Raw genomic sequence first — 25,605 nt, 5'->3', positions numbered from 1 at the left:
ACGGCGACACGAATGAAGGTCGGACTTTGAGGTTCGTAGTGACCTCTTCTCTTCGTTGCAGGGGGTGCCGGCAACGAACCGACGTCCTGGACGCATCGCTCCTCCCAAATTGCGACCCTATTATCCCCTATTCGCCCGCTAGATTTCCACGAGCCGAGCCGAATTCATTTGCCTAAGAGGCGGAATGGCGGGAAATTGACTGGGGTTGTCTGCTGAGCAACCAAGTGTGGCAACGGCATGATGACGGGAGCGTCCTCCAGGGAGGAGAAAATGGCCGACCATTCAAAGCTCAAGGGACCCGATCTGGCCCTCGGTATTGCACTCGCCGAACTGGCAGACGGAGGCAAGCTGGTCGGTCATTGCGACGGCGAACCGGTGCTATTGGTGCGCCGCGGAGCAGAGATATTTGCGGTTTCTGCCAGTTGCTCCCACTATGGCGGACCACTGGTAGACGGTCTCGTCGTCGACGATACCGTTCGCTGTCCTTGGCATCACGCCTGCTTTGACCTTCTCACCGGAGAGGCGCTGAGGGCGCCGGCCCTATCGCCACTCGCTTGTTGGTCGGTCGAGCGGCGCGACGAAAGGATCTTCGTCGGCGAGAAGCGCAAGAAGCAGTCCCCCACCGCGCGCGAAGGCAAGACAGGTGCTCCACCAGAGCGAATCGCAATCGTCGGCGGTGGGGCGGCCGGTTTTGCCGCAGCGGAGAGGCTGCGGCGGGAGCAATATCAGGGCGACATTGTCATGGTCAGCGACGATGAGGCAGCGCCCGTCGACCGCCCCAACCTCTCAAAGGACTATCTCGCAGGCAAGGCTCCCGAAGACTGGATTCCGCTGCGCAACGAAAACTTCTATGCCAAGAATGGCATCGATCTACGCCTCGGCACCAAGGTCACCAGTATCGATATCGGTGCCAGCGAGGTCGCGCTCGCCAACGGAGCACGGGTAGCATTCGACAAATTGCTGCTCGCGACCGGTGCCGAACCGGTGCGACTGACCATCCCCGGCGCCGACATGCCTCATGTCCATACGTTGCGTTCGCTGGCCGACAGCCGCAGGATCATCGCACAAGCCGGCGCCGCGCGACGCGCTGTGGTACTCGGCGCCAGTTTCATCGGTCTCGAGGTTGCCGCCGCTCTTCGAACCCGGGGCCTCGAAGTGCATGTGGTGGCGCCCGGTGAACGGCCCATGGAACGAGTGCTGGGACCACAGATGGGCGACTTCATTCGCGCTCTGCATGAGGAAAATGGCGTCGTCTTCCACCTGGGAGATCGGGCGGCGAGTATTAGTGCGAGCGAGGTCCTGCTGAGCAGCGGCAGCACCCTGGGCGCCGACATCGTCGTTGCCGGCATCGGTGTGCGGCCGCGGGTCGATCTTGCCGAAACAGCCGGTCTCGCCACTGATCGAGGCGTCCTGGTCAGTTCCTATCTCGAAACGAGCGTCTCCGGCATATATGCAGCCGGCGACATCGCGCGGTGGCCTGACACCCACAGCGGCGAAAACAGGGTGGAGCACTGGGTGGTGGCGCAACGGCAGGGAGCTACCGCGGCGCTCAACATGCTCGGACACCGGAAGAAATTCACGGATGTACCGTTCTTCTGGAGTCAGCATTACGACATTCCGATCAACTATGTCGGCCATGCCGAGGGATGGGACAAAATCGAGGTGGAGGGCGACATTGCCGCTAGGGACTGCCTCGTGCGCTACAAGCGTGGTGGGCAGGTCCAGGCAGTTGCCACGATCTTCCGCGATGTCGAAAGCCTCCGAGCAGAACTGGCGATGGAGCGCGGCACGGCCTAGAACGTGACGGGATCATGCAGTATGCACGCGTTTTGCCCAAGCGACCGGCAAAACATCCAGACTGGCCCAGGAGTGGAATCCCCAGCGACTGGAAGCGTCTGCTCGAACGCTGGTTATAAGCGTCCATAAGCGACAGGATGGGTACCCAAAACAGCATACCACCACGACGCGTGCATTTCAGGGTTCGGCGTCGGTCAGGGCAGCCCGTGTCTTGTCGAGCGAGAGCTAAGAAAGGGCCCACTTCTGGCGCTTTGATACAGGGCATGCAGCGCTTCCAAGTTCCCACGAGATCGTTAGTTCCGATTCCACCAAGCCGCCGGTTCCGCCGGCGCTTGGGTTGGAAGGCGTAACAGTAATCGCAGCACTAGCTCAGCATGGCGGAGGAGAGCCGCCCCGTCATTTGCTGGCTAGCTTGAACAAACCGCGGCTTCCCGTTCAAGCTTTCGCGCATACTCGGTAAGTGGGTAGCAAAGCACAAAGAAGATGACAGCGACTAGCCCGTAAACCTTGAAAGGTTCGAACGTCGCGTTGTTGATCGCGTTTGCGGTCCTCATCAGTTCCTCAAAGCCAAGAATGGACGTCAAGGCCGTGCTCTTGATGAGCTGCACGAGAAACCCGACGGTCGGTGCGCGGGTTATCCTGAAAGCCTGTGGGAGGATAATGAGCCGAAGCTCTTGCAGGCGGTGCAGACCGAGACTTGCGCCAGCGTCCCATTGACCGCGCGGGAGCGCCTCGACGCCGCTCCGCCAGATCTCGGCGAGATACGCGCTTGCATAAAATGTCAGCCCACATACAGCAGCCGTCCAGGGCTCGATGCGGAATCCCAACATGGGCAAGCCAAAAAACATCAGGAAAAGCTGCATGAGGAGCGGCGTCCCCTGGAACAGCGCGATGTAACCCGACGCCAGGCGCCGTGGCCAAGAGGCCTTCGATATACGAGCAAAGAGGATTGCCATGCCGACGCTCGCCCCGCCAACAAACGCAGCAATCGACAGAAGAAGCGTCCAACGCGTCGCGAAGACAAGATTGCGCAAAATATCCCAGAACGTGAACTCGATCATGATATCCCCGCTCCAAGGAACCGGCGACCACCAGCAATCAGCAAACGCCTGAGGCTTGCTGACATGGCAAGATAGATCATCGTCACGACAAGATAGGTCTCGAATGAACGAAAGGTGCGGGCTTGCAATAGATCGGCCTCTTGCGCCAGTTCGCGAACGGAAATCTGTGAGACCACAGCCGATTCCAGCATCATGATGACAATCTGACTTGTCAGGGCCGGAAAGATAATCTTGAGCGCCTGGGGCAAGACGACTTTGAAAAATACGTGCCTGGGCTTCAGTCCAAGCGCCCGTGCGGCCTCGCCTTGCCCCTTGGGGATAGCATCAAGCCCAGCGCCCACCACCTCGGTCGTGTAGGCCGCCATGTTGAGGGTCATGGCGAGTATTGCCGCGGCCACCGGATTGAGACGGATTCCGAGGCTTGGGAGGCCAAAGAAAATGAAGAACAACTGGACCAGGAACGGCGTGTTACGGATGACTTCAACGTAGATGCCAACAGCCCGGCGCAACCAGCCGAACCGGCTTCTTCGCGCCGCAGCGCCGAAAACACTGAGTACCGTCCCGAAGACGGTGGTGCAGGCAATCAGCAAAAGCGTCATGCCCGCGCCATATGCAAGCGCTCCCGCGCCGCCCCAAAGCCAATCGAAGCCAAGGCTATAGGTCATCGCCACTCCTTTCACGGCGGGGAGCAGTCATACGATCAATCCTTGAGATTTTCAGGGTTGAGTGGCGTCTTCAGCCAGGCCTTCGAACTAGCGTCGAGTTTCCCCTCCGCGATCATCTTGGCAACCACGTCATTGACGGCGTTCTTCAGGCCATCCTCGCTCTTGCGAAGAGCAATGTGAGAAGGCGACGTCAAGAGCTGGAACTTTTGTTCCGGTTTCAAGGCGTCCTGACGTGCCAGAACCTGCGCTCCAACATCGTTTCCAACCACCATCAATTGCGTTTGACCCGAGATGAAGGCCTGGATAACGGAATTGTAGTTTTCGAAGCGCTGGATTGTTGCCGACGCGGGGGCGGCTGCCGTCAGGGAGGTGTCTTCGAGCGTGCCGCGGTTCACGGCAATCGTTTTGTCGGCGAGGTCGTCCTTGCCGCTGATGGCGACGGCTGCCGGCCCTATGACCGCGATGTAGTACGGTGCGTAAGCGGCAGCGAAATCAATGACTTCTGCACGCTCCTTGGAATAGCCGACGCTCATCAGAATATCGACGCGCTTATCGTTCAGATAGGCAATTCGGTTTTGTCCGGTGACGCCTACGAGGTTGAGCTTCACGCCAAGACTGTCGGCAATGTTCTGAGCGACATCGACATCGTATCCCTTGAGGCTCATGTCCGCGCTGGCCGATGAAAATGGCGGGAAGTCGGAGAAAATGCCTACGCTGATTTGGCCAGCAGCCTTGATGTCGGCGAGGTCGTCGGCATGGGCCGACAGTCCGACCAGAGCGAATGCCGCGGCAGTTGCGATGGTTCTTCCTAGTTTGCTGATATTCATTTTATGTTCCCTTTTTCTTGGTTCTGGATGGTGACGGCGATCCCAACCTCTCAGGCGGCGTTACGTACGGCGGGGCTGAGCATGGCGAGGCAAAGCAATTCGAATAGGACCTGCGCGGCAATCTGGGCCGTGTTGGTGGTCGCGTCATACTGCGGCGCCACTTCCACCACGTCGCCGCCAACAAGATTTACTCCTCGGAGGCCTCGCAAGATGGCGAGAACTTCTCTCGGAAGCAATCCTCCAACCTCTGGTGTCCCGGTTCCCGGCGCAAAGGCCGGATCAAGGCTGTCGACGTCAAAGCTAATGTAAGTTGGACCGGAGCCGACGACCTCGAGGGCACGTGCGATCACGGCCTTGATACCCATCTCCGCGACTTCCTCGGCGTGTATCACCGTCATGCCCGAAGCAAAGGAGAACTCCCAGAGATACTCGGCTCCGCCTCGAATGCCTATCTGGATCGTTCTTCGAGGGTCAAGGACGCCGGCAAGGACGGCCTCTCGGAACGGAGCGCCGTGGTGGAACTTGGAACCCTCGTATGGGCCAGCCGTATCACAATGGGCATCGATGTGAATCATGCCAACAGGGGTGCGGCTCGCGAACCCCTTGAGGATGGCACCGGATATGGAATGATCTCCACCAACCGACAGGGGGATCACTCCAGTATCGGCGATCATGCGGTAGCTGGCTTCGATGTCGGCATGGCATCCCGCGAGATCGAAGCGGCTTCTCATCGGAACATCGCCGACGTCGGCGACCTTGAGCTTGCCCATTGGCGCAACCCCGAGAACATGCTCGTAGGGCCCGACGCGTTCGATCGCCCGAACGGCTCTCGGACCCAACCGCGACCCGGCGCGATTGGTGACACCAAGGTCCATCGGCACGCCGATCAAGGCCACATCCAGTGCTGCAAGCACATCCGATCTGATGCCACCCTCGATAAAAGACGCGCCAAGGAAGGTCGCCGGATCTGCAAACGGCCACTTGCGGCTGTCGCCATCTTTGAAGACACTTGCCGCAACTTCGCGAAAGTGTGGATCGTGCATTTCGCCGCCGGCGGCATTGCCGAAGCGACGGCGAAGGTCCTCCAGAAAGTCCTGGTCAATCGTCAAGATAAGTTCCCCGGTTCTCGGTCCGAGATGGCATCATTCGCCCAGCCAGAATCCTTTACAACCTTGATATTTCGTGAGGGCCTATAACGATTTCTGATAGCCTGGCAGCCTCGACCGCCATTTTCGACGACAGGCCCGTTCAGATAACTTTATAAGGGCATAGGCGATCCCCGGCCCGTTGCCTCGCGGATGCAGATCGTTCAATGTCGAATTTCGCTGTCATGAGCACATTCGGATAGCTGGCCTTTAACGCAACCAAAGACGCTGTCGAATGCTTGATCTCGATTCATATCTGCTACGGGCTTTCCTGACGGTCGCCGAGATCGGAACGGTCAACGGCGCCGCTGCCAAATTGCATCGAACTCAAGCGGCGGTCAGCATGCAAATCCGCAAGCTCGAAGAGCTCGTGGGGGTAACGCTCTTTTCTCGATCCTCCAAGGGACTTGAGCTCACGGCTCACGGCCAGGTCATGGTGGCCTATGCCCGTGAGATCGTGCTGCTCAGCGATGAGGTCGGCCGTCGGCTCACCGGAAAGGTACTCCAAGGACGCATCCGTCTCGGGGTCGTCGAAGACTTCGCCGCCAGTCGACTGATAAACATCCTTCGTGACTTCAGGGCCCAGAACCCGAAGGTGGACATCGACATAATCGTCGAGCCCAACCGGCGTCTGGCGGAAATGTTCGAAGAGGGAAAGCTCGATCTTGCCGTCTGCGACATCACCGTTCTCAACAGGAAACCAATCCTGATCTGGACCGAGTACCTGACATGGGTCGTCAGATCGGATTTTGTGGTCGACGCCAGCAGACCGCTCCCGGTCATCATGTTTGACGAGGGTTGCCCCTGGAATCTCCAGACGATCGCCACGCTGTCGCAGCGAAACATAAAATGGAAGACGGCCTGCGTCGCGTCCACGTTGGTTGCCATGGCGACGGCGGTCAGGGTTGGCATAGGTGTCGGTCCCATGCTTGAAGCCACGATTCCCGAGGGATGTCGCGCGCTCGACAAGGCCGCCGACCTACCCGGCGCCGTCCGCATCGAGATTGGATTTTATGCTCAGTCCGAGGCGTCCGAGGGCGCCCGTTATCTTGTCGAGTTCGTGTCGCGACACACCGCGATGACGGACCGCCCATAACATTCCGTTATAGCCGCGAAAAATAAAACGGCCTGTTCAACTGGCGCGGGGGCTGCAATTTGGCCTTGGCAGCAACCGACGCGCCAATTGAAACAGGGAAACCGGCCGATGGCTATCGAGCACGCGTCCGTCGACGAGGCGTCGCCACTTCAAACAGTCCATATCATCGGCCAGACCGCCAATTTCGCCGCCGGAAGCAGCATACGCGCACAGGCTGCCGAGATCCTTGACCGTATCGATGCCCTGCTCGCGATGGAGGGTACAGACAAGTCAGAACTGATCCAAGCCAACATCTGGCTTCGCGATCTCGGGTCTTTTGCCGAGATGAACGCCGCTTGGGAACAGTGGGTAACTCCGGGCATAACGCCTCGCCGAACAACTTTTGAAGAGCATGGTCTACCAGCACTATGTGACCTTCGAGTCGACGTCATCGCCTGGCGAAAGAACCAGGAGTTTGCGTCATCGTAAGGTATAATTCAAAGCTGTAGCACACCCCGTACCACGACAAGCGATTGCCTGGTGGAGCCTCACGTTGTGAAGCGCAAGCCCGATCTCGCTGCGCGTGGCCTCGAAGCGCTGACGAGGTTTTCAAGAACGCGGTTCGGCAGCACATGGTGCTTTTCCATCGCCTCGCGCAGCTTGTCTTCGCCGCGGCAGCTTTTTTGGCCCTCTCGAGGGCAGCGGAACGGCCGCCGTCTGAGAGCGCCTTGGTGTTGGCTTTCCAATTGTCGCCTTCCCGCGCTTGGCATCTGTACTACTTCATCCTCGCTTCTCAAGGGGTAGTGGGAGGCCTCGGATAGTTATTGCGGAACCCAGCCGAGGCCCTCTTTTTACTGCAGTGTTTCCCCGGGCCGAAAACTCTGAGCCTCCCGCGCTACCGTCTCTAGTGCGCCAGCAACGGAACCGAACTCTTCCGCCCGTGTTGTTGTCTCACCGCAAATATCCCATGGAGGAAGCAAGCGATGAGCATTTTTGACCGCATTAGGAACGCCGTTTTGGGCGACGCACAGGCGGCGGCACCTGTCCGACCTGCTTCTCCCTTGACTCCATCACCGGATTTTCCCGCCGATATCGTTCCGCCGCCAAGACCCGGCGCACCGCAGTCGGGTCAGATTGCCGAGCGACCGCCGATTATCACCGATCCGGCGACAGGTGCACCTCCGCCAGCCCCAACTCCTGCAGTGGATATTGAGGACGTACTCGATGAAGCCGTGAGAAACTCGGGACAGAAGCTCGATTGGCGCCATTCGATCGTCGATCTCATGAAGGCTGTGGGGATGGACGCAAGCCTACAGGAGCGCAGGGAACTGGCTAGGGAACTTGGCTATGCCGGAGACCCAAACGACAGCGCGAAGATGAACACCTTCCTGCACAAGACACTGATGAAGAGGCTGTCTGAAAATGGCGGGAGGGTACCGCCCGATCTACTTGATTAGCACCTCGACGGCAAGCGACAGGGCATCCCCGCCCACCCGCGCAACATCGATCCAGACAACGCGATAAGCTCGTGGTGAGATTTTGAGCCTCCGGGCGTTTGGGCCGGAAGCAATCCTGGGCAGGGCGTCGGCGCGCCCCCGTCTGATCGTGGGCTTCCTATCCAGCCACGATACCGACAATCACAGTTCCCCAGGTTGTGAGCAGGATATGGCCGATCGGAACGGTCGGCGTGTACCCAAGGACGGCAACGCTGCTTTCCGACCTGTCCTGGACGGCCGCCATGCCGGCTGTCATCGTCTGCGCACCGGCCAGCCCTCCGAGCAACAGGATGGGATTCATGCGCAACACGTAGCGCCCGAAGTAAAGGCCAGCCAGCAAGGGAACAGTGGTGACGACCATGCCGCCCAACAACAGGCCGATCCCGGCTTCGGCGATGGCCGAGACGAAGACAGGCCCGGCATGCAGACCGGTCATGGCGACGAAGGCCGCCAGACCAAGCGCTGTCATGAGGGACACGGCGGCGTCCGGTATCCGACCGAAAAGCGGAAACTGCGTGCGCAGATGGCCGACCAGCAAGCCGGCGAGCAGAGTTCCCACGCTGGTGCTCAGGGAAATCTTCATGTCACCGATCGGAACGGTGACGATAATGCCGACCAGACCACCAAGGAAGATTGCCAGACCGAGCACAAAGAAGTCGGTGGTCGTTGTCGGCGCGACGATGACGCCATTCTGCTTGGCCGCCTGCGACACGACATTGTCCGGGCCTACCAAACGGAGGATATCGCCCCTTTGGACCGCAACGCCCGGAGCCAGGGGAATTTCGTGGCCACCGCGCGTGATGCCGCGCAGATAGAGACTTCGTGCCCAACTCTCTTTCGAGAGATGCTCGATCGTCTTGTTGGCGAAGGCCCGGGATGTCACCAGGACGTCGGCCACCGAGACCGGGATATCGAGCAGGTCGCTATCCTCGACCTCTTCCGCCCGCGGTCCGAGCACGTTGATCAGCGCCTCGCGAGATCCTGAGACGGCGACGATGTCACCGGCTTCGAAGACGATTTTCGAAGGGTCTTCCACGATCGCGCCTCGTCTTCGCAACCGCTGAACGAACAGCCTGTGATAGGGAAAGGACTCCTCTGCAGCCGTCATCGACAAGCCTACAATCGGCGCACCCTCGGCAATGCGATACGCGCGAACTTCAAACCTTCGCCAGGCCGAAGCGACGCCCGGCACCGTGCGCGTCATCCCAAGCTCACGCTCCAGTTTGAGCGCTTCGGCGCGCAAATCCACGCCCAAGAGTTTCGGGCCGACGAGACTGCAGAACAGGATGACGCCCACCGCACCGAAGACATAGCAGACTGCGTCGGCGACAGCGACGTGAGCGACGAAGCGGGCGCGATCTGCGTCCGGCAAGGGCAACGCATTGATCGCCTCGGTTGCCGTTCCCATCGCTGGGCTTTCCGTAAGTGCGCCCGATACCAGCCCCGCGGCAAAGCCCGGGTCGAGACCCAGCATGGTAGCGACGACGATGGCAGTCAGCAGACCGGTCACGCAGACGACAACGGCAAGCAGCACGGGCTTCATCCCGTCCCGCTTGAGGGCCTGTAGAAATTGCGGACCGACGGAATAGCCAATGCCGAAAAGGAAGAGGAGAAACAGGAAGGATTTCGCCATTCCGGCAATCGGCACCTCGGCGATCTGCCCGATAATGATGCCGGCAAAAAGGGAGCCGGTGACGGGACCGAGACTGAACCCGCCGATTTTCACCCCGCCGATCAGGTATCCGAGGCTGATTGCAAGAAACACGGCAAGCTCAGGATACCTGACCAGAATTTGCTCGATCCACGCCATGACCATTCCCCCGAATGATGCCTTGGGCGGCGTCCGAGTTGCAGCGCCGCCGGCAACCTATGTTCACCGCGCGCCGGCCGCGGTGGCGCCAATTGGCTGACAAAGACGCTGCCGCCGCGGGTCAGCGTTTCGCCTTGGCGGCTACCGCATCAGGCTTGACCAGCTTCAGTCCCCTCGCCTTTTCGTAGCCATGGATCTCCTTCACATCGAGCTTGCGCATGAAATCAATCGTCTCCTGCGTCAGCACCTGGCCAGGCACCATGATCGGAAATCCGGGCGGATAAGGAATGACAAAATTGGCCGAGACCATTTCCGGGCCCTCGCGCAGTCTTCGATCGCATTCGGCACCGTTCAGCGGCACATATTCGCACAGCGATGCATCGTAGGCGTTGAAGAACGCGCTTCGCATGTTACCTTCGGGCGTCGTGCGACCCGCATCGCTGCGGTACAGCTCGTGGAAATGGCTGAAATTCGGAAGATCCGGCACATCCGTCATCAGCGACTTGACGCGCGCCTCGAGAGCGGCGCGCTCGGCTTCGCCACCATCTGCCAGCCGCTTCTCGATCCCATGGCAGATCTCGACAAGGACCCGGATGAGGTGGGCGACATCGCTGCGCGTATTGTTGATGTTCGACTGCAGCAACACGCTGTTACGCGAGGTCTTGTTCAGCTGGATACTGTACTGGTTTGCCAACAGCCCCTTGAACTGCGTTCCGTCGAAGCCGGCGGTGCCGCAAACCAGCGTCATGCGCGTCGGATCGAGGTAGAACTCGTCCTCTCGCATTGCCTTGACGGCCGTCGCCCAGTTGGAACCCGGTGCAAGATAGTCCCTGAAACCGGACTGCCGGTAGGCCTCCGGGATCATTTGGTCAGCACCGAGGACGCGGAAGTATTTCGAAATCAACGGGTGTTCGTTCACCGCCTGCCGGATCTTGAGCGCGATCTCGATCGCATTCATCACCAGCCCGTACCCTTCGAGCTCCATCTGTCGGCGGGCGACATCGAGACTGGCGATGAGCTGCTGGTTCGGGCTCGTCGACGCGTGCGTGAAGACCGCCTCATGGAACTGGGCCTCGACCGTATGAAAATCGACGTCCTTGACCAGCAGCATGGACCCCTGGCGGATGGCCGACATCGACTTGTGCGTCGAGTTGGTCTGGTAAACCCGAAGACGCACGAGGCGTGGGTCGGGGATCAGCCGCGTGGCGAGCAACATCTCATCCGACGGGCTGTCGCCAAGCTCGGCACGCTGCTTTTTGTAGGCCGTGACGGATGCGGGATCGTGCAGCCATTCCTCGATATCGCCTGCAGCGCCCATCGCCGTGCGCGGACGCAGGAATGGCGAGAAGCGGGCAAACCCTGACCAGGCCTCGTCCCACAGGAAAATGAGGTCAGGCTTGATGGCAAGGCACTCCTCCATCACCCGCCTGACGTTGTACATATGCCCGTCGAAGGTGCAGTTGGTGAGGTCAAGCAGCTTCAGCCGATCGAGCCGCCCCTCTGCGCGAAGCGCCAGCAACGCCTGCTTGATCGTAGCGAGCGGCACGGCGCCATACATCGAGTATTCCGTCATCGGAAAGGCTTCGAGGTAGTAGGGCTGCGCCCCAGTGAGAACCATTCCGTAGTGATGCGACTTGTGGCAGTTGCGATCGACCACGGCGATGTCGCCGGGCGCAAGCAGCGCCTGGACGGCCATCTTGTTGGACGTCGACGTACCATTGGTAACGAAAAACACGTGATCGGCGCCAAAGGCGCGCGCGGCCATCTCCTGCGAGCGCTTGATGTTGCCCGTCGGCTCCAGAAGGCTATCGAGCCCCCCTGTGGTGGCGCTGCTTTCCGCCAGGAACAGGTTGAGGCCGTAAAATTCGCCCATGTCGCGAATCCAGTCGGACTTGAAGACCGACTTGCCGCGCGCGATCGGCAATGCATGGAACGTGCCGATTGGTCGGCGTGCGTATTTCTTCAGATTGTCGAAGAACGGCGTTTCAAAGCGTGCCTGCACGCCTTCCAGAACCGCCAGGTGCAATTCGAGCAGTTCCTCGACCGCATAGAAAATGCGGCGGACGGCATCGGCGGCCGGATCGCCGGCGATTGCTTCGACATCGCGGTCGGAGAGCAGATAGACGTCGAGTTCCGGACGAATGCGCCTCAGCGCACGGGCAAGGCGCAGCGCCGATGCGTCGGGACTGTCCGTTTCCCCGAGCGGATCCAGAACCGAGCGAAGCACTGACGCATCGTGCCGCGAACGGTAGGGGAAACCTTCTGCCAGGACGATGGAAACGATGTCCGGGTTCAGCACCGCAGCACAGACGGCGTCCTCGAAGGAACCAACGATGACGGGTTCGTAGACGAAAGCATCTTCCGGACGACGCAGCCGGCGGATTTCCTTGGCGAAAGCCGGCCACCGCTCAGCCGGCTGGCTGTTGACGAACAGCACTTCGAAATAGGGCCGATGTCCGCCCGCCTCGCCCGTGGCAGGCGGCATGATGTCCGCCACTTCATCAGGGGACATCTCTTTATGGGCGTCCCACTCGGCTGCACGGCCGCGATAGGCGTGCGTCAGCAGTCCGTTGGAGATACGTCGCGCCAGTCGTGCGGCTCCGCTCGCGTCGTCGGTGGCAATGCGCTCGCGCAGCGCCGTCAGCAACCGCTCTCCCGGATAGGCGTGGTACTCCTCGACCGCGGCAAGGTTCGCCAGCGCTGCCTCCAACGCTGCCCTGTCGCCGCGCTTTGCTGCCCACGCGTCCGCTAGGCTGGTCACAGCACGCCAGTTGTCGGCGCGCGCCTGATGTATCAATAGGAATTGATCGATATGTGCGCTCTTGACTGGCATCCCGATCTCCATATTTGGGTCCCGACTGCGGTCTCGCTGCTCTGCTATCCGCAGCTCCCGTGCGTGTGCCGATGGGGCTGCGCTGGCGGCTAGGTCAAATCAGGGTGGCCACTAGCCCCAGCATGCTACCCACGCGCCACGAGTCCGGTTCTCCCGGTCAGCCAATTCCACATGATCGCGAAGTCGATATTCGCTCAACAACGGGTACTTGCGAAGGTAAAATACCGTAAGATACCACCAAGATGAGGTATCCTACTCTCCTGCCGCTCTGTGCCTCACGTCTATTTCAGCCTAAAGAAACCGACATAACGCTTCTTCAACGTCGGTTCATCGGCCAGATTGTGGAGGGCCGGTGATGAGCCGACCGTCGGTGATGGCAAAGGGTTGCCAGTTGTCTTTCTTCTCGAAAAGTCCGCCGAGCCGTTTAAGTTCGTCCTCAACCAGGAAGGGCACGACCTTAGTCAGTTGAACCTCCTCCTCTGTGTTGGTGGGACGGTATCGCGATCCATTGGCCAATGGCCAGATCGGACTGATGATGTTCTCAGGTTGACTGGATCGACCTGAACCATAGGAGACCGGGTTGAATGCGAGGGTCCCGAACGTGCGTCGATTCCACTATACGAAGGTCTCGCCGATACCTTAGTGCAATGGCTGTATTTCCTCTTTGGTGACTTGTTACTCGGCAGCAAGCTAACACCAGGAGGCTCTCATGTCCCAGAACCAGCCAGCGGTTTCGCGTCGTACACTTCTTGCAGTAGCAGCATCAATCAGTGCATTGGGCGTGCTTCCAGAAGCGTTTGCCGCGAGCGGCGATCCAAACGAGATCAAACCATTCCGATTCTCGGCTAAGGATGCGGAGCTATCCGACCTTGCCCGGCGGGTCGCGGCGACCAGGTGGCCTGACCGGGAAACGGTCAAGGATCACTCGCAGGGTGTCCAGCTCGCTACCATCAAGAAGCTCGCCGATCACTGGGCCAAGCACTACGACTGGCGCAAAATCGAAACGAAACTGAACTCCTACCCACAGTTCACCACGAAGATCGACGGGTTGGACATTCACTTCATCCATGTGAAATCTAAGCACACAAACGCCCTGCCGATCCTTGTCACCCATGGATGGCCCGGTTCCATCATCGAACAGCTCAAAATCATCGAGCCCCTGACCGATCCGACCGCGCACGGCGGCAGTGCCGAAGACGCCTTCCATGTCGTCATCCCATCGCTTCCCGGCTACGGCTTCTCCGGCAAGCCGACGGAGCCCGGATGGAACCCTCCTCGCATCGCCAAGGCCTGGGCCGTGCTAATGCAACGCCTCGGCTACGCAAAGTACGTCGCGCAGGGCGGCGACTGGGGCAATGCGGTTACCGAACTGATGGCTGTGCAGGAACCTCCGGGATTGCTCGGCATCCATACCAACATGGCGGCAACCGTTCCCGCCGACATATCCAAGGCACTATCCGCCGGCAGCCAGCCCACCGGCCTTTCGCCTGATGAAAAACGAGCATGGGATCAGCTCGACGATTTCTACAAAAATGGTCTTGGTTACGCCATCGAGATGAACAACCGTCCGCAGACGCTTTACGGCATCGTCGACTCACCGATCGGGCTTGCCTCATGGATGCTCGACCATGACATCCGCAGCTATGACATGATCGCTCGCGTCTTCGACGGCAAAACGGAAGGCCTGACAAAGGACGATATCCTTGACAACATCACGCTCTACTGGCTGACCAACACGGCGATCTCTTCCGCCCGCCTCTACTGGGATAACGCGCACTTTCCTTCGGGTGGTTTCTTCGATCCGCGCGGCATCAAGATACCGGTCGCCGTCAGTGCCTTCCCGGACGAGATTTACCAGGCTCCCCAGAGCTGGGCCGAGAAGGCATACCCGAAGCTCATCTTCTACAACCGGCCTCCCAAGGGTGGCCACTTCGCAGCCTGGGAGCAGCCGATGCTTCTCACGGCCGATCTGCGCGCCGCCTTCAAACCGCTCCGCAAATCGATCTGACGGCGGCCGCGGCGTTCTCCGATGCCGCAGCTCATTCACCATTCCCATCCAATGGATGAAGGAGAAAGACAATGTCAGACAACCAGATCGTCGATTCCAGCTTCACGGCCATCATCAACGCACCGATCGAGAAGATCGACATCCCGACGTGGTGCTTCACGCTGCCCGAAAAGGAATACCAGGGCTGCTCGCCCGCCCATATCGCTGCCGGCTTCACGACCGCTCCGGACGGAACGCGCATGTCGATCAACGTCGAAACGATCGGCGGCAGCCTGATGGTGCAGCACTACGTCGAAACGCTCGGCGAAAAGGATCATCTGATCCTTGATTCCGACTCAGATGTGTTCACGCCGACGGGCCGGGTAACCATTCACGTGACTTGGGAGCTAAGCGTCAAGGCGATCGACAAGGGCCGTTGCGAGTTCACCAACCGTGTGCAGTCCTTTGCGACCCCGGAGATGCTCGCATCCCTCGACCGGCAGGGCATCCCTTTCGAAATCTTCCGCACACAGCGCCAGCCGATGTCGATCGCCCACAACAAGGGCGAGACGCCGCTGTTCGCAGCCAGCATCGAACGCCACGCGCTTCGCAGCCAACAGCCCTCGAAAGCAGCCTGAAGCTCAAAGGAGCCGATAATCATGCATCTGTCCTACGAGCGCGCTACCACCGGCCTTCTGGTGGTCGACCCATACAACGACTTCATCTCTGAAGGCGGCAAGATCTGGCCACGCATCAAGGAAGTCGCCGAAACCAACAATTGCGTGTCGCACATGGAGCAAATCCTCAATACGGCACGACAGGTCAAGATTCCCGTCTTCTTTGCCATGCACCACAGGTACCGCGAAGGTGACTACGAGAACTGGAAGTACATCGCGCCCATTCAAAGACTGGCGTGGAACCGTAGGAGTTTCGAATACGGCACCTGGGGCGGCGAGTTCAAGGCGGAGTTTGTACCGGCGTCCGGTGAGATTGTCGCCTCGGAGCATTGGTGCTCCAGCGGGTTTGCAAATACCGATCTCGACCTTCAGCTCAAGAGGCAGGGCATTCACAAACTCATTGTCATCGGACTGATCGCACACACCTGCATCGAGGCGACCGTGCGTTTCGCGGCAGAGCTTGGATACGACGTGACAGTCGCGAAGGACGCCGTGGCCGACTACTCCGACGAGATGATGCACGCGGCGCTGGTGATCAATATGCCGAACTATGCGAGCGCGATCGTAACCACTGAGCAGATTGTCGCTGCGCTAACGTCCATGGAGCCGGTGGCGCCTGCCGCCTAAAACAACCCGTCATATCGGCTGCCCAAAATATCAACGCTACTCGTGCGTCGTACGAGACAATAGGCGACGTCGGTTCGTTCCATCGCAGCTTCACGCCGTTGATGCCTCGATCAATGCCTTCGCCTCGAGGAGCCTGGGGCTGCTGAAGCCTTCAGTGAATCGCCGATAGATGGGAAGGAGAACAGTCGGAACGCTTGCCTCGCGAAAGGCACAAAGGCTGACGCCCGCGCTCAATTCCCAATACAGTGCTCCCTGCTTCGATGCTTCCGCCATCGCCTGCTGAAAGAGACCTTCGATCAGGGACGTCTCGCTTAAGCCTTGCGCCCTGAGAACTTCTGCTTTCCGCCTCAGAATTTCGGGCACCATCCAACGGTAGCCTTTCTCTTCTGAGAAAAGCAAAGCGTTGCCGACCTCGTTCAAGGCCTCGTTGAAACGCCCCATCGACTGTAGCGCAGCCGCTAACTCACAAAGGTAGAACGGATAAAACAACAGGTAGGCCCCATTACGCAGCTCAGCGAGGCCGGTTCGAAGAGCCTCGATACCAGCGGCCGGGCTACCCAATCGATGGGCGAGACTGCCCTTGATGCACAAGCCGGCGGCATGGAAGGGTTGAAGACCGTGCTTGGACGCCTCCGCCAAAAGCTCCTCACCCCATTCCTGCGCGCGGTCCAGATCGTTAAGCGTCAACGAAACGAAGGAAGCCGACCATGCGAGCGCGACGCATAGGACGAATGGCTGCCGTGTCTCACGTGCCTCCTGTATGGCGACCTCTGCCGTAAGAATTGCGGCGTCCAGTCGGCCACCTGCAATCAGGTTCACCGTGTTGTGAGCCAAGGACGATGTTCGTACGTCCGCTTCCAATCGCAGCAAGTCTGTCCGGCGATTCTCCAGCGGATAGTGTGTGGCCGCCCATTCCAGCCTCTCACCAGCTTCCTGATGGAGCGCCTGATAGGTTTGGGGAATGCCGACAAGCCATGCGGCCGTTGCGCGTCCGCGCACGTCCTGCTCGTCAACTGCCCCCTCATATTCGCGCGCATAGGTTAGAGCGTCGCTCAATTCCGCCGAGCGGGCGGAGAAGAGCCATAGGGCGCAGGTTAGGCGCTGGCGATAGTCGTAGTCGTTCAGATCTCTGGCAAGTGCCAGCGCGCCGGTGAGCACTTCCTTTCCGCGCTCGTTCATTCCCTGAGTGTAGATGAGTGCGTACCCTAGAGCACATCGCAAGACCATCTCGGTGCGCGAACCGCTTTCTTCTCCGATGTTCTCCAGCGCGCGCTCAGCCCAGTCGCCGGCTTCGGAGACCAGCGATATTGCCGTCCAAAAGTCGCTTGACGCGGCGGCAAGCTTCGCGCCGAGCACGCCATTGCCGCTGTCCGAGAACGCCCATCTCAAGGCCGCACGTACGTTGTCGGTCTCCTTTCGGTAGCGACCAATATTGTCGAGTGCCGTCTGAAGCGAGCGCTCCTCCGAAAAAGGTTTGAACAGCTTGAGGAAGTACTTTGCAACTCGACACATTGTTCGCCGAAATTCGTCCCGAACTCCGAGCTTTTCCAGTGCGTAGACCCGCACAGTCTCAAGAAGGCGCCAGCGCGGAGCAGCGTCGAAACCGTCGAATGCGATCAACGATTTTGAGACAAGATTTGATATCGCCAGCGCCGTTTCCGCTTCCCCGTCGCCGCTGACGGCTACCGCCGCGTCCAAAGTAAAGCCGCCGGGAAAAGTCGCCAGGCCACAAAGCAACTCCCGCTCGCCGTCCGGCAGAAGTTGATAGCTCCAGTCCAGGGTGGCGCGGAGCGTCTGATGACGAGGCAATGCCGTCCGGCGCCCGCCAGTTAGCAGCACGAAACGATCATCCAGCCGGCCGGCGATCTGCTGTATTCCCAACGTCGCAGCGCGAGCCGCTGCAAATTCGATCGCCAGCGGTATGCCGTCGAGATGCCGGCAAATCCCGGCAATGGCCAAGAGCTTCTCCGTGTCGGCCGCGAAATCCCACTGCAGCGCTCGAGCGCGTGCCACAAATAGCTGGATGGCACTGTGTTCGAGAGTGCCGGTCGCCTCCTCCCTGGCTGGCACCTCCAACGGCGGGACGCGATAAGCGAACTCTCCCTCGATTCTCAGCAATTCTCGACTTGTCGCAAGGACCGTCACATTTGGGCACGTGCGGACGAGTGCCTCGATCATCATTGCGGCAGCATCGATGACGTGTTCGCAGTTGTCGACAACGAGCAGCATCGTTCGCCCGCCAATGCAACGCGCGACGACCTCGGCCGAGATTTCGTCACCTTGAAGTTGCAAGTCGAGAGTTTGAGCCAGAGTTGTCGGAACAAGGTTGGGGTCCTGAAGCGAAACGAGCTCGATGAAGAAGGCGTCTCCTTCGACGCTGGGCAAAAGACTACGGGCGATTTCGGATGCAAGTACCGTCTTGCCGATCCCACCGGGGCCTGTCAGCGTCACGACGCGATAAGCGGATGCGAGCGTAAGAAGCTCAGCCACGGCACTCTCACGACCGATAAGATCAGATATCGACGCCGGGATCTTGGAAACGTAGCGGGCGTCGGCTGAAGGAGTTCTCACGGACGGCGCCGTTTCGTTGAACGATGGCGCGCCAGATTTCCAGTTGCCAAGAAGTCGATATCCACGGCCTGAGATCGTCTTGAGCAGATTCCGGTCTTTTCCTAAAGCCTTTCGAATGGCCGATATGTGGACCTGGAGTGTATTTTCCTCAACAACGATCCCAGGCCACACGCGGCGCATCAGATCGTCCTTTGACACGGCGTCTCCGGCGGCCACTACAAGGACCTCGAGGATGTCGAATGCGCGGCTTCCGATCGGAACGGGTGCGCCGAGAGCCCGGAGTTCCCGCTTTGCGAGATCCATCTCCCAACCACAGAATTCGAAAAGGCCCCGTTCGATCTGTCCCAAAGCGATCCGATCTCTCTTGCCAATGCCAAATAGCATAGCGGCATCTGTAACCGCCGCGGCGATTTGTGACGGCGGAGGCGCCGCACCGGATACTTCAGGATATTTCAGATTCTCTCAAGCCACTTAAGTCGCTTCACAGGCGGTATCGGTTTAGACAATAGCCATTCTTACTGGCGAAGTTCGCGCTCGCAGCGCATTGCAGGCATAGACACTACTTCCACGAGAATTTCTCTTTGAACCGGAGGAGAATGGCATGTACAATGGCGGTCTGCTTCAGACATCCCAAAGTAACAAGACATCAGCATCCGACGCGCCGTCCGTATCCGTCGTGAGCAACAATGATGAGATCGGCGAGATCTTGCCCGAGCCGTTGCGGTCGCGCGGCTGGCGACCTGAAATTTTCGGATCAGCGGATGAATTTCTCTCCGCCCGGCGCGTATCGAGCTTCGGGTGCATCGTCCTTGATGCTGATCTGCCCGATCTGGATGTCCAAACTCTCACCCGGATCATCTGCTTTTACGCGATGCATTGCCCGGTAATTCTACTAACGAGCCACGACCATCACGGCATGACCATGACGGCATCTCGGTTCAATTTTACAATTATGTCGAAGCCGGTGAACACGGTTGCTCTTGTTGAAGAGATACAGGCCGCCATTGCATCAACCATCAAGGTCAATGAACTCGACCGGCGTTATCGGTCGCTCTCGGTGCGCGAGCGCCAGGTTATGCAGTTCGTGGTGGCTGGGCTACTCAACAAGCAGGTCGCCTATGAACTGAGCCTCAGCGAAATCACGATCAAGGCCCACCGCGGGCAGGTGATGAGGAAGATGCGGGCACGATCGTTGCCAGAGCTCGTAAACATGGCTGCCAAACTCGAACTTGCCGCTGCACCGTTACACTAAACGCGGATCAAGCCGGGGCGCCATTTGCACCGGCTCCAATGAGACACCGAGAAATAAGCTTTCGCACCCAGCGCTCCAGTGTTCCTCCCGCCGTTTGGAGCTCGCGGATCCCCCTCCCACGATCCGCCAAGGCCGTCTCCACTGCGCCTGGAGACGGCGTTCTCTGCGTTGGAGCGTGGGGCGCCGATCGTATGGAATCGATCATGCGAGTGATGTTGGGCATATCAGGCTGGCGGACAGCGCCGATAACCGCCAGGTCTGCCCTCTTGGTCATTTGCGTTCGCCAAAGATCAGCCGTTGGTAATCGGCAAGCATCTTTGGGGCTTCGATCGATCCGTGATGGTGAAGCAGCCGCCAGGCGTCGTCCTTTCGGACAAACCACCGCGTCGTCCGGAAGGCGACGTCGATCGTCTCGCGCGGTGTCTTGCATTGGCCTCGCTCGCGACCGACGAAGAGATGCCAATCAGCTCCGCCCTGGCTCGTGAAGTCGTAAAAGGTGACGTGGACCTCAGCCTGGCCCTCGAAAAGCCTGGAGTAGCCTTCGGAGATCGAAGGCCACCCTCGGCGGATGCCGCCGATGGGATTGTCCATGCTTGGAGCCTCCCCGTCGAACCAGACCGACGCCAGCCCGGCCATATCGCAGCTGTTGAAGGCTCTATAAAACTCTATCAGAGCGTCGAGAGGACTACCGTCACTGGCCTTCGTTTCGCTTCCACTGATTTCAATGAGACGCCGTTCCATCGCCAATCCTTTCGTTTCTTCAAAGGCGGCCGTTGGGAAATAGAAGCCTGACCAACCTTCTGCGTGCTATTTCGACCGTGGCTCGCTTATCAAAAGCGCGATCCGACACACTCCCAGGCTCAGGCTTGCGTCCGTCCTTCGATGACTTTGAGAGCATCCTGGTACAAGCGCCGCGTCAGATCGCCGGCGGACAGCCTCGGTGCGAGCTTCGCCGCCTGCCCTGACCAAAGATTCGTGAAGTCGCTCCTGGCCGCCTCCTCCGCTTTCACCTTGAGTGCAACGAGAGCGGCTGCTGCGGTTGGAAACGGTGGGACGCTTTCGGAGAGCGGCCCGAGCTCGCGCATTATGCGATTGACCACGCTTCTGGCGGGCCTGCCGGTGAAGACGTTGGTGATCGCGGTGTTGTCGTCGCGCGCATCACCGAGCGCTTGCGCATGGACGGCAGGGATCTTTGCTTCGGGGCAAAAGAGGTACGCGGTTCCGATCTGAACCGCGGAGGCACCGAGCATCGAGGCGGCCGCTACGCCTCGCCCGTCAGCAATGCCTCCTGCCGCGATGACAGGGATGTTCACGGCGTCAACAACCTGCGGAACCAGCGCCATCGTTCCAACCTGCGTGAACATGTCATGCGTCAGGAAGTTTCCGCGATGGCCACCGGCTTCAAAACCCATTGCTACAACAGCGTCGACGCCGTTTTCTTCTAACCAAACGGCCTCGGAGACAGTAGTGGCCGAAGAGATGATCTTCGCGCCGGTCGCCTTCACTCGCTGCACCAACGACTTCTCCGGCAACCCGAAGTGAAAGCTCACGATCTCCGGCTTGAACTCCTCCACCACCTCGCAAAAAGCGGAGTCGAAAGGCGCACGTCCAGCTCCCGCCACCGGTGCTGCCGGGTCGAGGCCGCTCTCGATGTAGTATGGCGCGAGTAGCGCCCTCCATCGCATCTGCACGGCTGGATCGAAGGGCGGCGTGTGATGCGCAAAGAAGTTCACGTTCAAAGGCGCCTTCGTCGAGTTCCGGATACTCGTCAAGGCCCCCTTTAGCTGATCAACGCTCAGCAGCGCGCTCGGCAGTGACCCCAGGCCCCCTGCTTGCGCAGCCGCGACCACCATCTCATTCGTGGTCGAGCCAGCCATGGGCGCTTGAATGATAGGGATTTCAATCCCGAGCAAGTCGAGAATTCGGCGATCAGGCCAGCGCGTCATGTCGGACTCCACGTCAATTCTTTGGCCCGACCCTCATAGCTCTGGTGCTCGTTGCGGTCCATTGCACCTTGGTGTCTACGCGCACCATCGATCCCAAAGTATCGGGGACACCTTGGTACAATAGCGCCTCGAGGAAATCGGCGCGATGGTTGTGGAGAACGCAGGGCGTAAGCCCCTTGGGTCCCGGCGTCGCCGGCACCACACATCAATTACCAAACAGGCCGACCTGCCCTCGAGGTGAGGCGAACGGCTTTTTGCGTCAAAATGGAGGCATGTATGAGTGTGCAAAAGACCGTCGTGGTAACCGGCGCCTCGCAGGGGATCGGTGCCGGTATCGTGAAGACCTTCCTCGACAAGGGCTACAATGTCGTCGGAACATCGAGACGCATTAGGGAGACCGCACTCTTCGACCGTGCTGAACGCTTGGAACTCGTTGACGGCGACGTCAGCGATCCAGACACCGCCGAACGGGTCGCACAGCGGGCAGTCGAGCGGTTCGGATCTATCGACGCCCTGATCAATAATGCGGGAATCTTCTTCACAAAGCCCTTCCTGGAATACACAGTTGACGATTTCCGGCAGCTCTCCGCGACCAACGTGGAAGGCTTCATCCTTTTCACCAATCATGCGATCAGACAGATGCTTCGCCAGAAGTCTGGCGGAAGCATCGTCACCATTACGTCGTCCCTTACGGATCACCCGATCGCAGGCGTGAAGGCGTCGTTGCCGATGATCACGAAAGGTGGACTCAACGCGATCACCAAAAGCCTCGCGCTGGAATTCGCCGCCGACAACATTCGCGTCAACGCGGTGTCGCCAGGCGTCGTCGACACGCCGCTGCACGCGTCCAACCCGAAGGACTTCTTGAAATCGCTGTCGCCGATGGGAACCATCACCGCGGTGCAGGAGATCGTCGACGGCGTCGTCTATCTGGCGGAGTCCGCAAATATCACCGGGGAGGTGCTGCACGTCGACAACGGCGCACATCTCGGCAAATGGTAGCCCGCGGCCCAGAAGCGCGACTGGTGGAACTTGCAATTGCCCTGCCTCCTCCGCCCACCCCTTTCGGAGCCTATGTAGAAGCTGTCCAGTGCGACACCCTGTTGTTCCTCAGCGGCATGTTGCCAGTGGTCGGACATGATCCGGCTTATTATGGGCGCGTTGGCGAGGAATTGTCTGTCCTCGAAGGTTATGACGCGGCGCGGACGGCCTGCCTCAGCGGCCTTGCCGCTGCCAAGGCGCAGCTCGGATCGCTGGATCGCATTCGTCGCATCGCCAAGCTCGGCGTCTACATCGCTACGCCGGGAGATTTCCGTGAACATCCGAAGGTCGCCGACGGCGCCTCGGAACTGCTGCTCGATGTGTTCGGTGCGGATCGGGTTCCGCCACGTATCGTCCTCGGCGTCGCCAGCATACCGCTCGGCATGCCGGTCGAAGTCGAACTCGTTTTCGAGATCGAGCGCTAAACTTTTCTCTTTCAATCTGAACGATGGAGTAACTCATGAAGATCAAGCCAACGAATCCGAACAACGTCGTCATTGTCTCGTTGAAATTTCTGACGGCCACCGCCGTTCTGATGCTGCCCGCTCTCGCGCTTTCCGGCCAGGCGGTCGCCGAAAAAACCACCCGTCCGGCGGGAGAGCAAGCTCAGCCTGCAAGCGAGCATACGCAGATCAAGGTCGACAAAAGAACCCCGGCGTACTGGCGGGTGACTTTCGACAACCCGCCTTTCAACATCTTCGGGCCGGAGACCATTCCGCAGATGGAGAAGGTCGTCGCCGAGATCGAGTCGGATCCCGACCTGCGCGTCGTTGTCTTTGACAGTGCGGTGCCGGGCTTTTTCCTGACCCACTACAACTTCACGCCCCCACTTTCCGAATCCACCAGCCTGCCGTCAGGGACGACGGGACTTCATCCGCTTCCGGACATGTTGGTTCGCATCAGCAAGGCGCCGGTGGTTTCCATCGCACTGATCCGCGGACGCGCAACGGGAGTCGGTAGCGAACTTGCGCTGGCGAGCGACATGCGCTTTGCGAGCCGGGAGAAGGCAATCCTTTCCCAATGGGAGGTCGGCGCAGGCTTCGTACCCGGTGGTGGTCCTATGGCCCGGCTTCCCCGTCTGATGGGCCGAGGCCGAGCGCTTGAGGTTCTGCTCGGCTCCGACGACATTAATGGCGATCTCGCCGAGGAGTACGGTTACGTCAACCGGTCGTTCCCCGACGACAGGCTTGACCCCTTCGTAGACACGCTTGCCACTCGCATCTCCGGCTTCGACCGCCAGGCGATTGCCGACACCAAACGTCTCGTCGACTATGCAAGCCTGCCGTCCGACCCCGAGATCGGCGCCGGGTGGGACGCGTTCATCACGTCCGTACAGCGCCCGGTCGCACAGAAGAACATCGGCAAGCTGATGGATATGGGTCTGCAGACCAATCCCGATATCGAGGCCAGACTTGGTCACTACACGGGAACCTTGGCAGACAAATAGATGTAGCGTGTGTTCGTACAGGCCTTGGCTGGTAGTAGGGACACCTCAAATGACCGCGCACAAAGCAGGGCGAACATGATCAGGAAGCGCGATTGCTCGCCGGGATCAAGCCGACCTTCCACGAGGCGATACGCCCATGACGCGCGTGAAAGCGGTGCTAGACGCCGCCTCGGAACCATATCCAACCGAGGCAGCTACCCGAGCCACCAAACTGCCCTCCTGGCGACACCATTGGATAATGGACGATCCCCCCGAGGCGAGCGCATCGTGTGCCTGGTCGCGGGAAGTTCCCCGCAGCAATTTTACCGAGGGATGACAAGATGAATATTCAGGAGCGTAGCACGAGTGCGACAAAGACAGTGAAGGATGTGGACATGAAACTGGAGGTCGTCGTGATCCCAGTTTCGGACGTCGACCGCGCCAAGGCATTCTATACCGGACTTGGATGGCGTCTCGACGCCGACGTGCCCGGCAAGGACGGCTTCCGCGTCGTTCAAGTCACGCCGCCGGGATCGCCCTGCTCGGTGATCTTCGGATCGAACGTCACGTCCGCGGCGCCGGGCTCCGCTCAGGGGCTGCATCTTGTCGTATCAGACATTGAGATGGCTCACGCGGCATTGGCCTCACATGGTGCTGAAATGAGCAGCGTCTTCCACGACGTCGGTGGCGTCTTTCACCACAAAAACACCGATGGACGGCTGCCCGGCCCACACCCTTCGCGCGCCAGCTATGGATCGTTCGCATCCTTTAGCGACCCGGACGGCAACGGATGGCTCCTCCAGGAGATTACGACGAGACTACCGGGTCGGATAGAGGCCAACGGCGCGACGTCTGCCTCCCACGGCGATCTGGCAGCAGCCCTCCGGCGCGCTGCGGCTGCCCATGGCGAGCATGAGAAGCGAAATGGGGGCAAGCATGACGATGATTGGCCCGATTGGTACGCCGCATACATGCTTGCCGAGCAAGCAGGGGCCGATCTTCCGGAATGACATGATCAACTGCGCGCCGCCCCAACGGACTAGGTGCCTTGGCGGCGGCGAACTTCCGATATTCCGCGGTCGGCGGCCCGCCCCATCCCCAGTTGTCGAGGTCCACTTCCTCGATCACCATGTAGGTCGGCGACTTGTTGAGGACCTCAAGCAGCACCTGGCTGACGCCCGCAATGATGCGGGCCTTCTCTTCCGTCGTAACCGACTGGCGGTCCGGCGCAGTGGCGCAGTTCGTTCGCGGGTGCCCTACACGTTTACAATAGGCATCGTTTCGTACCCGTTTGCCCTCAGAAGCCAAGCGCCGACCGGTGCTAAGCCGATGGCAAAGATCGATTCCGGAGAGATTGACACCTTGAACT

At 59.6% G+C, this 25,605-nt stretch carries 21 protein-coding genes and 2 pseudogenes; 12 read left to right on the top strand and 11 right to left on the bottom strand.

The window, feature by feature from the left end; all coding sequences use genetic code 11:
• The first annotated feature begins 270 nt into the window (after positions 1 to 270).
• Positions 271 to 1,797 carry an FAD-dependent oxidoreductase gene (locus tag FHT77_RS12650; RefSeq protein ID WP_183755365.1) on the top strand — a complete coding sequence of 509 codons (1,527 nt, stop codon included), beginning with the start codon at positions 271 to 273 and terminating at the stop codon, positions 1,795 to 1,797.
• A 407-nt stretch (positions 1,798 to 2,204) separates the two neighbouring features.
• Here the strand turns inward: FHT77_RS12650 and FHT77_RS12645 are convergent, their stop codons facing one another.
• The 4 genes from FHT77_RS12645 to speB are packed head-to-tail and all read right to left on the bottom strand — an operon-like array spanning position 2,205 to position 5,459.
• On the bottom strand, positions 2,205 to 2,858 hold the full coding sequence (locus FHT77_RS12645) for an amino acid ABC transporter permease (RefSeq protein WP_183755364.1): 654 nt from the start codon (positions 2,856 to 2,858) through the stop codon (positions 2,205 to 2,207).
• The gene (locus FHT77_RS12640; protein WP_183755363.1) at positions 2,855 to 3,523 is read right to left on the bottom strand and encodes an amino acid ABC transporter permease; all 669 of its coding nucleotides are present in this window, start codon (positions 3,521 to 3,523) and stop codon (positions 2,855 to 2,857) included. The genes FHT77_RS12645 and FHT77_RS12640 overlap by 4 nt, the downstream gene beginning before the upstream one ends.
• A 35-nt stretch (positions 3,524 to 3,558) precedes the next feature.
• On the bottom strand, positions 3,559 to 4,350 hold the full coding sequence (locus FHT77_RS12635; RefSeq protein WP_016555211.1) for a transporter substrate-binding domain-containing protein: 792 nt from the start codon (positions 4,348 to 4,350) through the stop codon (positions 3,559 to 3,561).
• Between the two features lie 50 nt (positions 4,351 to 4,400).
• Positions 4,401 to 5,459, bottom strand: a complete 1,059-nt coding sequence (speB, locus tag FHT77_RS12630) for an agmatinase (protein ID WP_183755362.1) — start codon at positions 5,457 to 5,459, stop codon at positions 4,401 to 4,403.
• Between the two features lie 271 nt (positions 5,460 to 5,730).
• Between speB and FHT77_RS12625 the strand changes: the two genes are divergently transcribed.
• The 3 genes from FHT77_RS12625 (at position 5,731) to FHT77_RS12615 (ending at position 8,027) form a co-directional block, all read left to right on the top strand.
• Positions 5,731 to 6,591 (top strand): LysR substrate-binding domain-containing protein, encoded by an 861-nt coding sequence (locus tag FHT77_RS12625; protein WP_016555213.1) that lies wholly within the window; start codon positions 5,731 to 5,733, stop codon positions 6,589 to 6,591.
• A 108-nt stretch (positions 6,592 to 6,699) separates the two neighbouring features.
• Complete coding sequence (locus FHT77_RS12620; RefSeq protein ID WP_183755361.1) at positions 6,700 to 7,059, top strand: Rid family hydrolase; 360 nt, start codon at positions 6,700 to 6,702, stop codon at positions 7,057 to 7,059.
• A 494-nt stretch (positions 7,060 to 7,553) separates the two neighbouring features.
• Positions 7,554 to 8,027, top strand: a complete 474-nt coding sequence (locus FHT77_RS12615; protein ID WP_183755360.1) for a DUF3597 domain-containing protein — start codon at positions 7,554 to 7,556, stop codon at positions 8,025 to 8,027.
• A gap of 157 nt (positions 8,028 to 8,184) precedes the next feature.
• Here FHT77_RS12615 and aspT read toward each other — a convergent pair whose 3' ends face one another.
• The 3 genes and pseudogenes from aspT to FHT77_RS31270 all read right to left on the bottom strand — a co-directional run.
• Positions 8,185 to 9,876: an aspartate-alanine antiporter gene (gene aspT / locus FHT77_RS12610; RefSeq protein WP_183755359.1), complete on the bottom strand. Its 1,692-nt coding sequence runs from the start codon at positions 9,874 to 9,876 to the stop codon at positions 8,185 to 8,187.
• A 121-nt stretch (positions 9,877 to 9,997) separates the two neighbouring features.
• Positions 9,998 to 12,709, bottom strand: coding sequence for a decarboxylase (locus FHT77_RS12605; RefSeq protein ID WP_183755358.1), 2,712 nt, complete (start codon positions 12,707 to 12,709; stop codon positions 9,998 to 10,000).
• A 327-nt stretch (positions 12,710 to 13,036) separates the two neighbouring features.
• Positions 13,037 to 13,201 (bottom strand): annotated as a pseudogene (locus FHT77_RS31270) (type 1 glutamine amidotransferase domain-containing protein); the annotation flags it as partial.
• A gap of 217 nt (positions 13,202 to 13,418) precedes the next feature.
• Between FHT77_RS31270 and FHT77_RS12600 the strand changes: the two are divergent.
• From FHT77_RS12600 to FHT77_RS12590, 3 genes are all read left to right on the top strand, one after another.
• A complete protein-coding gene (locus FHT77_RS12600; protein ID WP_183755357.1) occupies positions 13,419 to 14,717 on the top strand; it encodes an epoxide hydrolase family protein in 1,299 nt (432 codons plus the stop codon).
• 71 nt (positions 14,718 to 14,788) lie between these two features.
• Positions 14,789 to 15,334: a hypothetical protein gene (locus FHT77_RS12595; RefSeq protein WP_183755356.1), complete on the top strand. Its 546-nt coding sequence runs from the start codon at positions 14,789 to 14,791 to the stop codon at positions 15,332 to 15,334.
• A gap of 21 nt (positions 15,335 to 15,355) precedes the next feature.
• The gene (locus FHT77_RS12590; protein ID WP_210280892.1) at positions 15,356 to 16,000 is read left to right on the top strand and encodes an isochorismatase family cysteine hydrolase; all 645 of its coding nucleotides are present in this window, start codon (positions 15,356 to 15,358) and stop codon (positions 15,998 to 16,000) included.
• Positions 16,001 to 16,090: 90 nt separating this feature from the next.
• On the opposite strand, the gene FHT77_RS12585 is transcribed toward FHT77_RS12590, so the two are convergent.
• The gene (locus FHT77_RS12585; RefSeq protein ID WP_183755652.1) at positions 16,091 to 18,919 is read right to left on the bottom strand and encodes an ATP-binding protein; all 2,829 of its coding nucleotides are present in this window, start codon (positions 18,917 to 18,919) and stop codon (positions 16,091 to 16,093) included.
• Positions 18,920 to 19,172: 253 nt separating this feature from the next.
• Between FHT77_RS12585 and FHT77_RS12580 the strand changes: the two genes are divergently transcribed.
• The gene (locus FHT77_RS12580) at positions 19,173 to 19,823 is read left to right on the top strand and encodes a response regulator transcription factor (protein ID WP_183755355.1); all 651 of its coding nucleotides are present in this window, start codon (positions 19,173 to 19,175) and stop codon (positions 19,821 to 19,823) included.
• Positions 19,824 to 20,093: 270 nt separating this feature from the next.
• Here the strand turns inward: FHT77_RS12580 and FHT77_RS12575 are convergent, their stop codons facing one another.
• Both FHT77_RS12575 and FHT77_RS12570 read right to left on the bottom strand, forming a co-directional pair.
• Positions 20,094 to 20,564, bottom strand: coding sequence for a nuclear transport factor 2 family protein (locus FHT77_RS12575; RefSeq protein WP_183755354.1), 471 nt, complete (start codon positions 20,562 to 20,564; stop codon positions 20,094 to 20,096).
• A gap of 119 nt (positions 20,565 to 20,683) precedes the next feature.
• Positions 20,684 to 21,769 (bottom strand): nitronate monooxygenase family protein, encoded by a 1,086-nt coding sequence (locus tag FHT77_RS12570; protein WP_183755353.1) that lies wholly within the window; start codon positions 21,767 to 21,769, stop codon positions 20,684 to 20,686.
• Positions 21,770 to 22,045: 276 nt separating this feature from the next.
• On the opposite strand from FHT77_RS12570, the gene FHT77_RS12565 reads away from it, so the two are divergent.
• The 4 genes from FHT77_RS12565 to FHT77_RS12550 all read left to right on the top strand — a co-directional run bounded on the left by FHT77_RS12565 (position 22,046) and on the right by FHT77_RS12550 (position 25,246).
• Positions 22,046 to 22,771: an SDR family NAD(P)-dependent oxidoreductase gene (locus tag FHT77_RS12565; RefSeq protein ID WP_183755352.1), complete on the top strand. Its 726-nt coding sequence runs from the start codon at positions 22,046 to 22,048 to the stop codon at positions 22,769 to 22,771.
• Entirely contained in the window at positions 22,765 to 23,235 is a 471-nt protein-coding gene (locus FHT77_RS12560) for a RidA family protein (protein ID WP_183755351.1), read from the top strand. The genes FHT77_RS12565 and FHT77_RS12560 overlap by 7 nt, the downstream gene beginning before the upstream one ends.
• Positions 23,236 to 23,270: 35 nt before the next feature.
• On the top strand, positions 23,271 to 24,257 hold the full coding sequence (locus tag FHT77_RS12555) for an enoyl-CoA hydratase/isomerase family protein (protein WP_183755350.1): 987 nt from the start codon (positions 23,271 to 23,273) through the stop codon (positions 24,255 to 24,257).
• Positions 24,258 to 24,577: 320 nt separating this feature from the next.
• Positions 24,578 to 25,246, top strand: a complete 669-nt coding sequence (locus FHT77_RS12550; protein WP_183755349.1) for a VOC family protein — start codon at positions 24,578 to 24,580, stop codon at positions 25,244 to 25,246.
• A gap of 37 nt (positions 25,247 to 25,283) precedes the next feature.
• Here the strand turns inward: FHT77_RS12550 and FHT77_RS12545 are convergent.
• A pseudogene (locus FHT77_RS12545) lies at positions 25,284 to 25,481 on the bottom strand (tautomerase family protein); the annotation flags it as partial.
• Positions 25,482 to 25,605: the final 124 nt, after the last annotated feature.

The organism is Rhizobium sp. BK181, assembly GCF_014193305.1.
In the GTDB taxonomy this organism is placed as follows: Bacteria; Pseudomonadota; Alphaproteobacteria; order Rhizobiales; family Rhizobiaceae; genus Rhizobium.
The sequence above is the reverse complement of the archived record's forward strand: the minus strand, read 5'-3'. Positions and strand labels throughout refer to the sequence as shown.

What these genes read in the sequence shown, in the direction of transcription:
- FHT77_RS12650 (WP_183755365.1), top strand. Translation starts at nt 271, where the DNA reads ATGGCCGACCATTCAAAGCTCAAGGGACCCGATCTGGCCCTCGGTATT.
- FHT77_RS12645 (WP_183755364.1), bottom strand. Translation starts at nt 2,858, where the DNA reads ATGATCGAGTTCACGTTCTGGGATATTTTGCGCAATCTTGTCTTCGCG.
- FHT77_RS12640 (WP_183755363.1), bottom strand. Translation starts at nt 3,523, where the DNA reads ATGACCTATAGCCTTGGCTTCGATTGGCTTTGGGGCGGCGCGGGAGCG.
- FHT77_RS12635 (WP_016555211.1), bottom strand. Translation starts at nt 4,350, where the DNA reads ATGAATATCAGCAAACTAGGAAGAACCATCGCAACTGCCGCGGCATTC.
- FHT77_RS12625 (WP_016555213.1), top strand. Translation starts at nt 5,731, where the DNA reads ATGCTTGATCTCGATTCATATCTGCTACGGGCTTTCCTGACGGTCGCC.
- FHT77_RS12620 (WP_183755361.1), top strand. Translation starts at nt 6,700, where the DNA reads ATGGCTATCGAGCACGCGTCCGTCGACGAGGCGTCGCCACTTCAAACA.
- FHT77_RS12615 (WP_183755360.1), top strand. Translation starts at nt 7,554, where the DNA reads ATGAGCATTTTTGACCGCATTAGGAACGCCGTTTTGGGCGACGCACAG.
- aspT (WP_183755359.1), bottom strand. Translation starts at nt 9,876, where the DNA reads ATGGCGTGGATCGAGCAAATTCTGGTCAGGTATCCTGAGCTTGCCGTG.
- FHT77_RS12605 (WP_183755358.1), bottom strand. Translation starts at nt 12,709, where the DNA reads ATGCCAGTCAAGAGCGCACATATCGATCAATTCCTATTGATACATCAG.
- FHT77_RS12600 (WP_183755357.1), top strand. Translation starts at nt 13,419, where the DNA reads ATGTCCCAGAACCAGCCAGCGGTTTCGCGTCGTACACTTCTTGCAGTA.
- FHT77_RS12595 (WP_183755356.1), top strand. Translation starts at nt 14,789, where the DNA reads ATGTCAGACAACCAGATCGTCGATTCCAGCTTCACGGCCATCATCAAC.
- FHT77_RS12590 (WP_210280892.1), top strand. Translation starts at nt 15,356, where the DNA reads ATGCATCTGTCCTACGAGCGCGCTACCACCGGCCTTCTGGTGGTCGAC.
- FHT77_RS12580 (WP_183755355.1), top strand. Translation starts at nt 19,173, where the DNA reads ATGTACAATGGCGGTCTGCTTCAGACATCCCAAAGTAACAAGACATCA.
- FHT77_RS12575 (WP_183755354.1), bottom strand. Translation starts at nt 20,564, where the DNA reads ATGGAACGGCGTCTCATTGAAATCAGTGGAAGCGAAACGAAGGCCAGT.
- FHT77_RS12570 (WP_183755353.1), bottom strand. Translation starts at nt 21,769, where the DNA reads ATGACGCGCTGGCCTGATCGCCGAATTCTCGACTTGCTCGGGATTGAA.
- FHT77_RS12565 (WP_183755352.1), top strand. Translation starts at nt 22,046, where the DNA reads ATGAGTGTGCAAAAGACCGTCGTGGTAACCGGCGCCTCGCAGGGGATC.
- FHT77_RS12560 (WP_183755351.1), top strand. Translation starts at nt 22,765, where the DNA reads ATGGTAGCCCGCGGCCCAGAAGCGCGACTGGTGGAACTTGCAATTGCC.
- FHT77_RS12555 (WP_183755350.1), top strand. Translation starts at nt 23,271, where the DNA reads ATGAAGATCAAGCCAACGAATCCGAACAACGTCGTCATTGTCTCGTTG.
- FHT77_RS12550 (WP_183755349.1), top strand. Translation starts at nt 24,578, where the DNA reads ATGAATATTCAGGAGCGTAGCACGAGTGCGACAAAGACAGTGAAGGAT.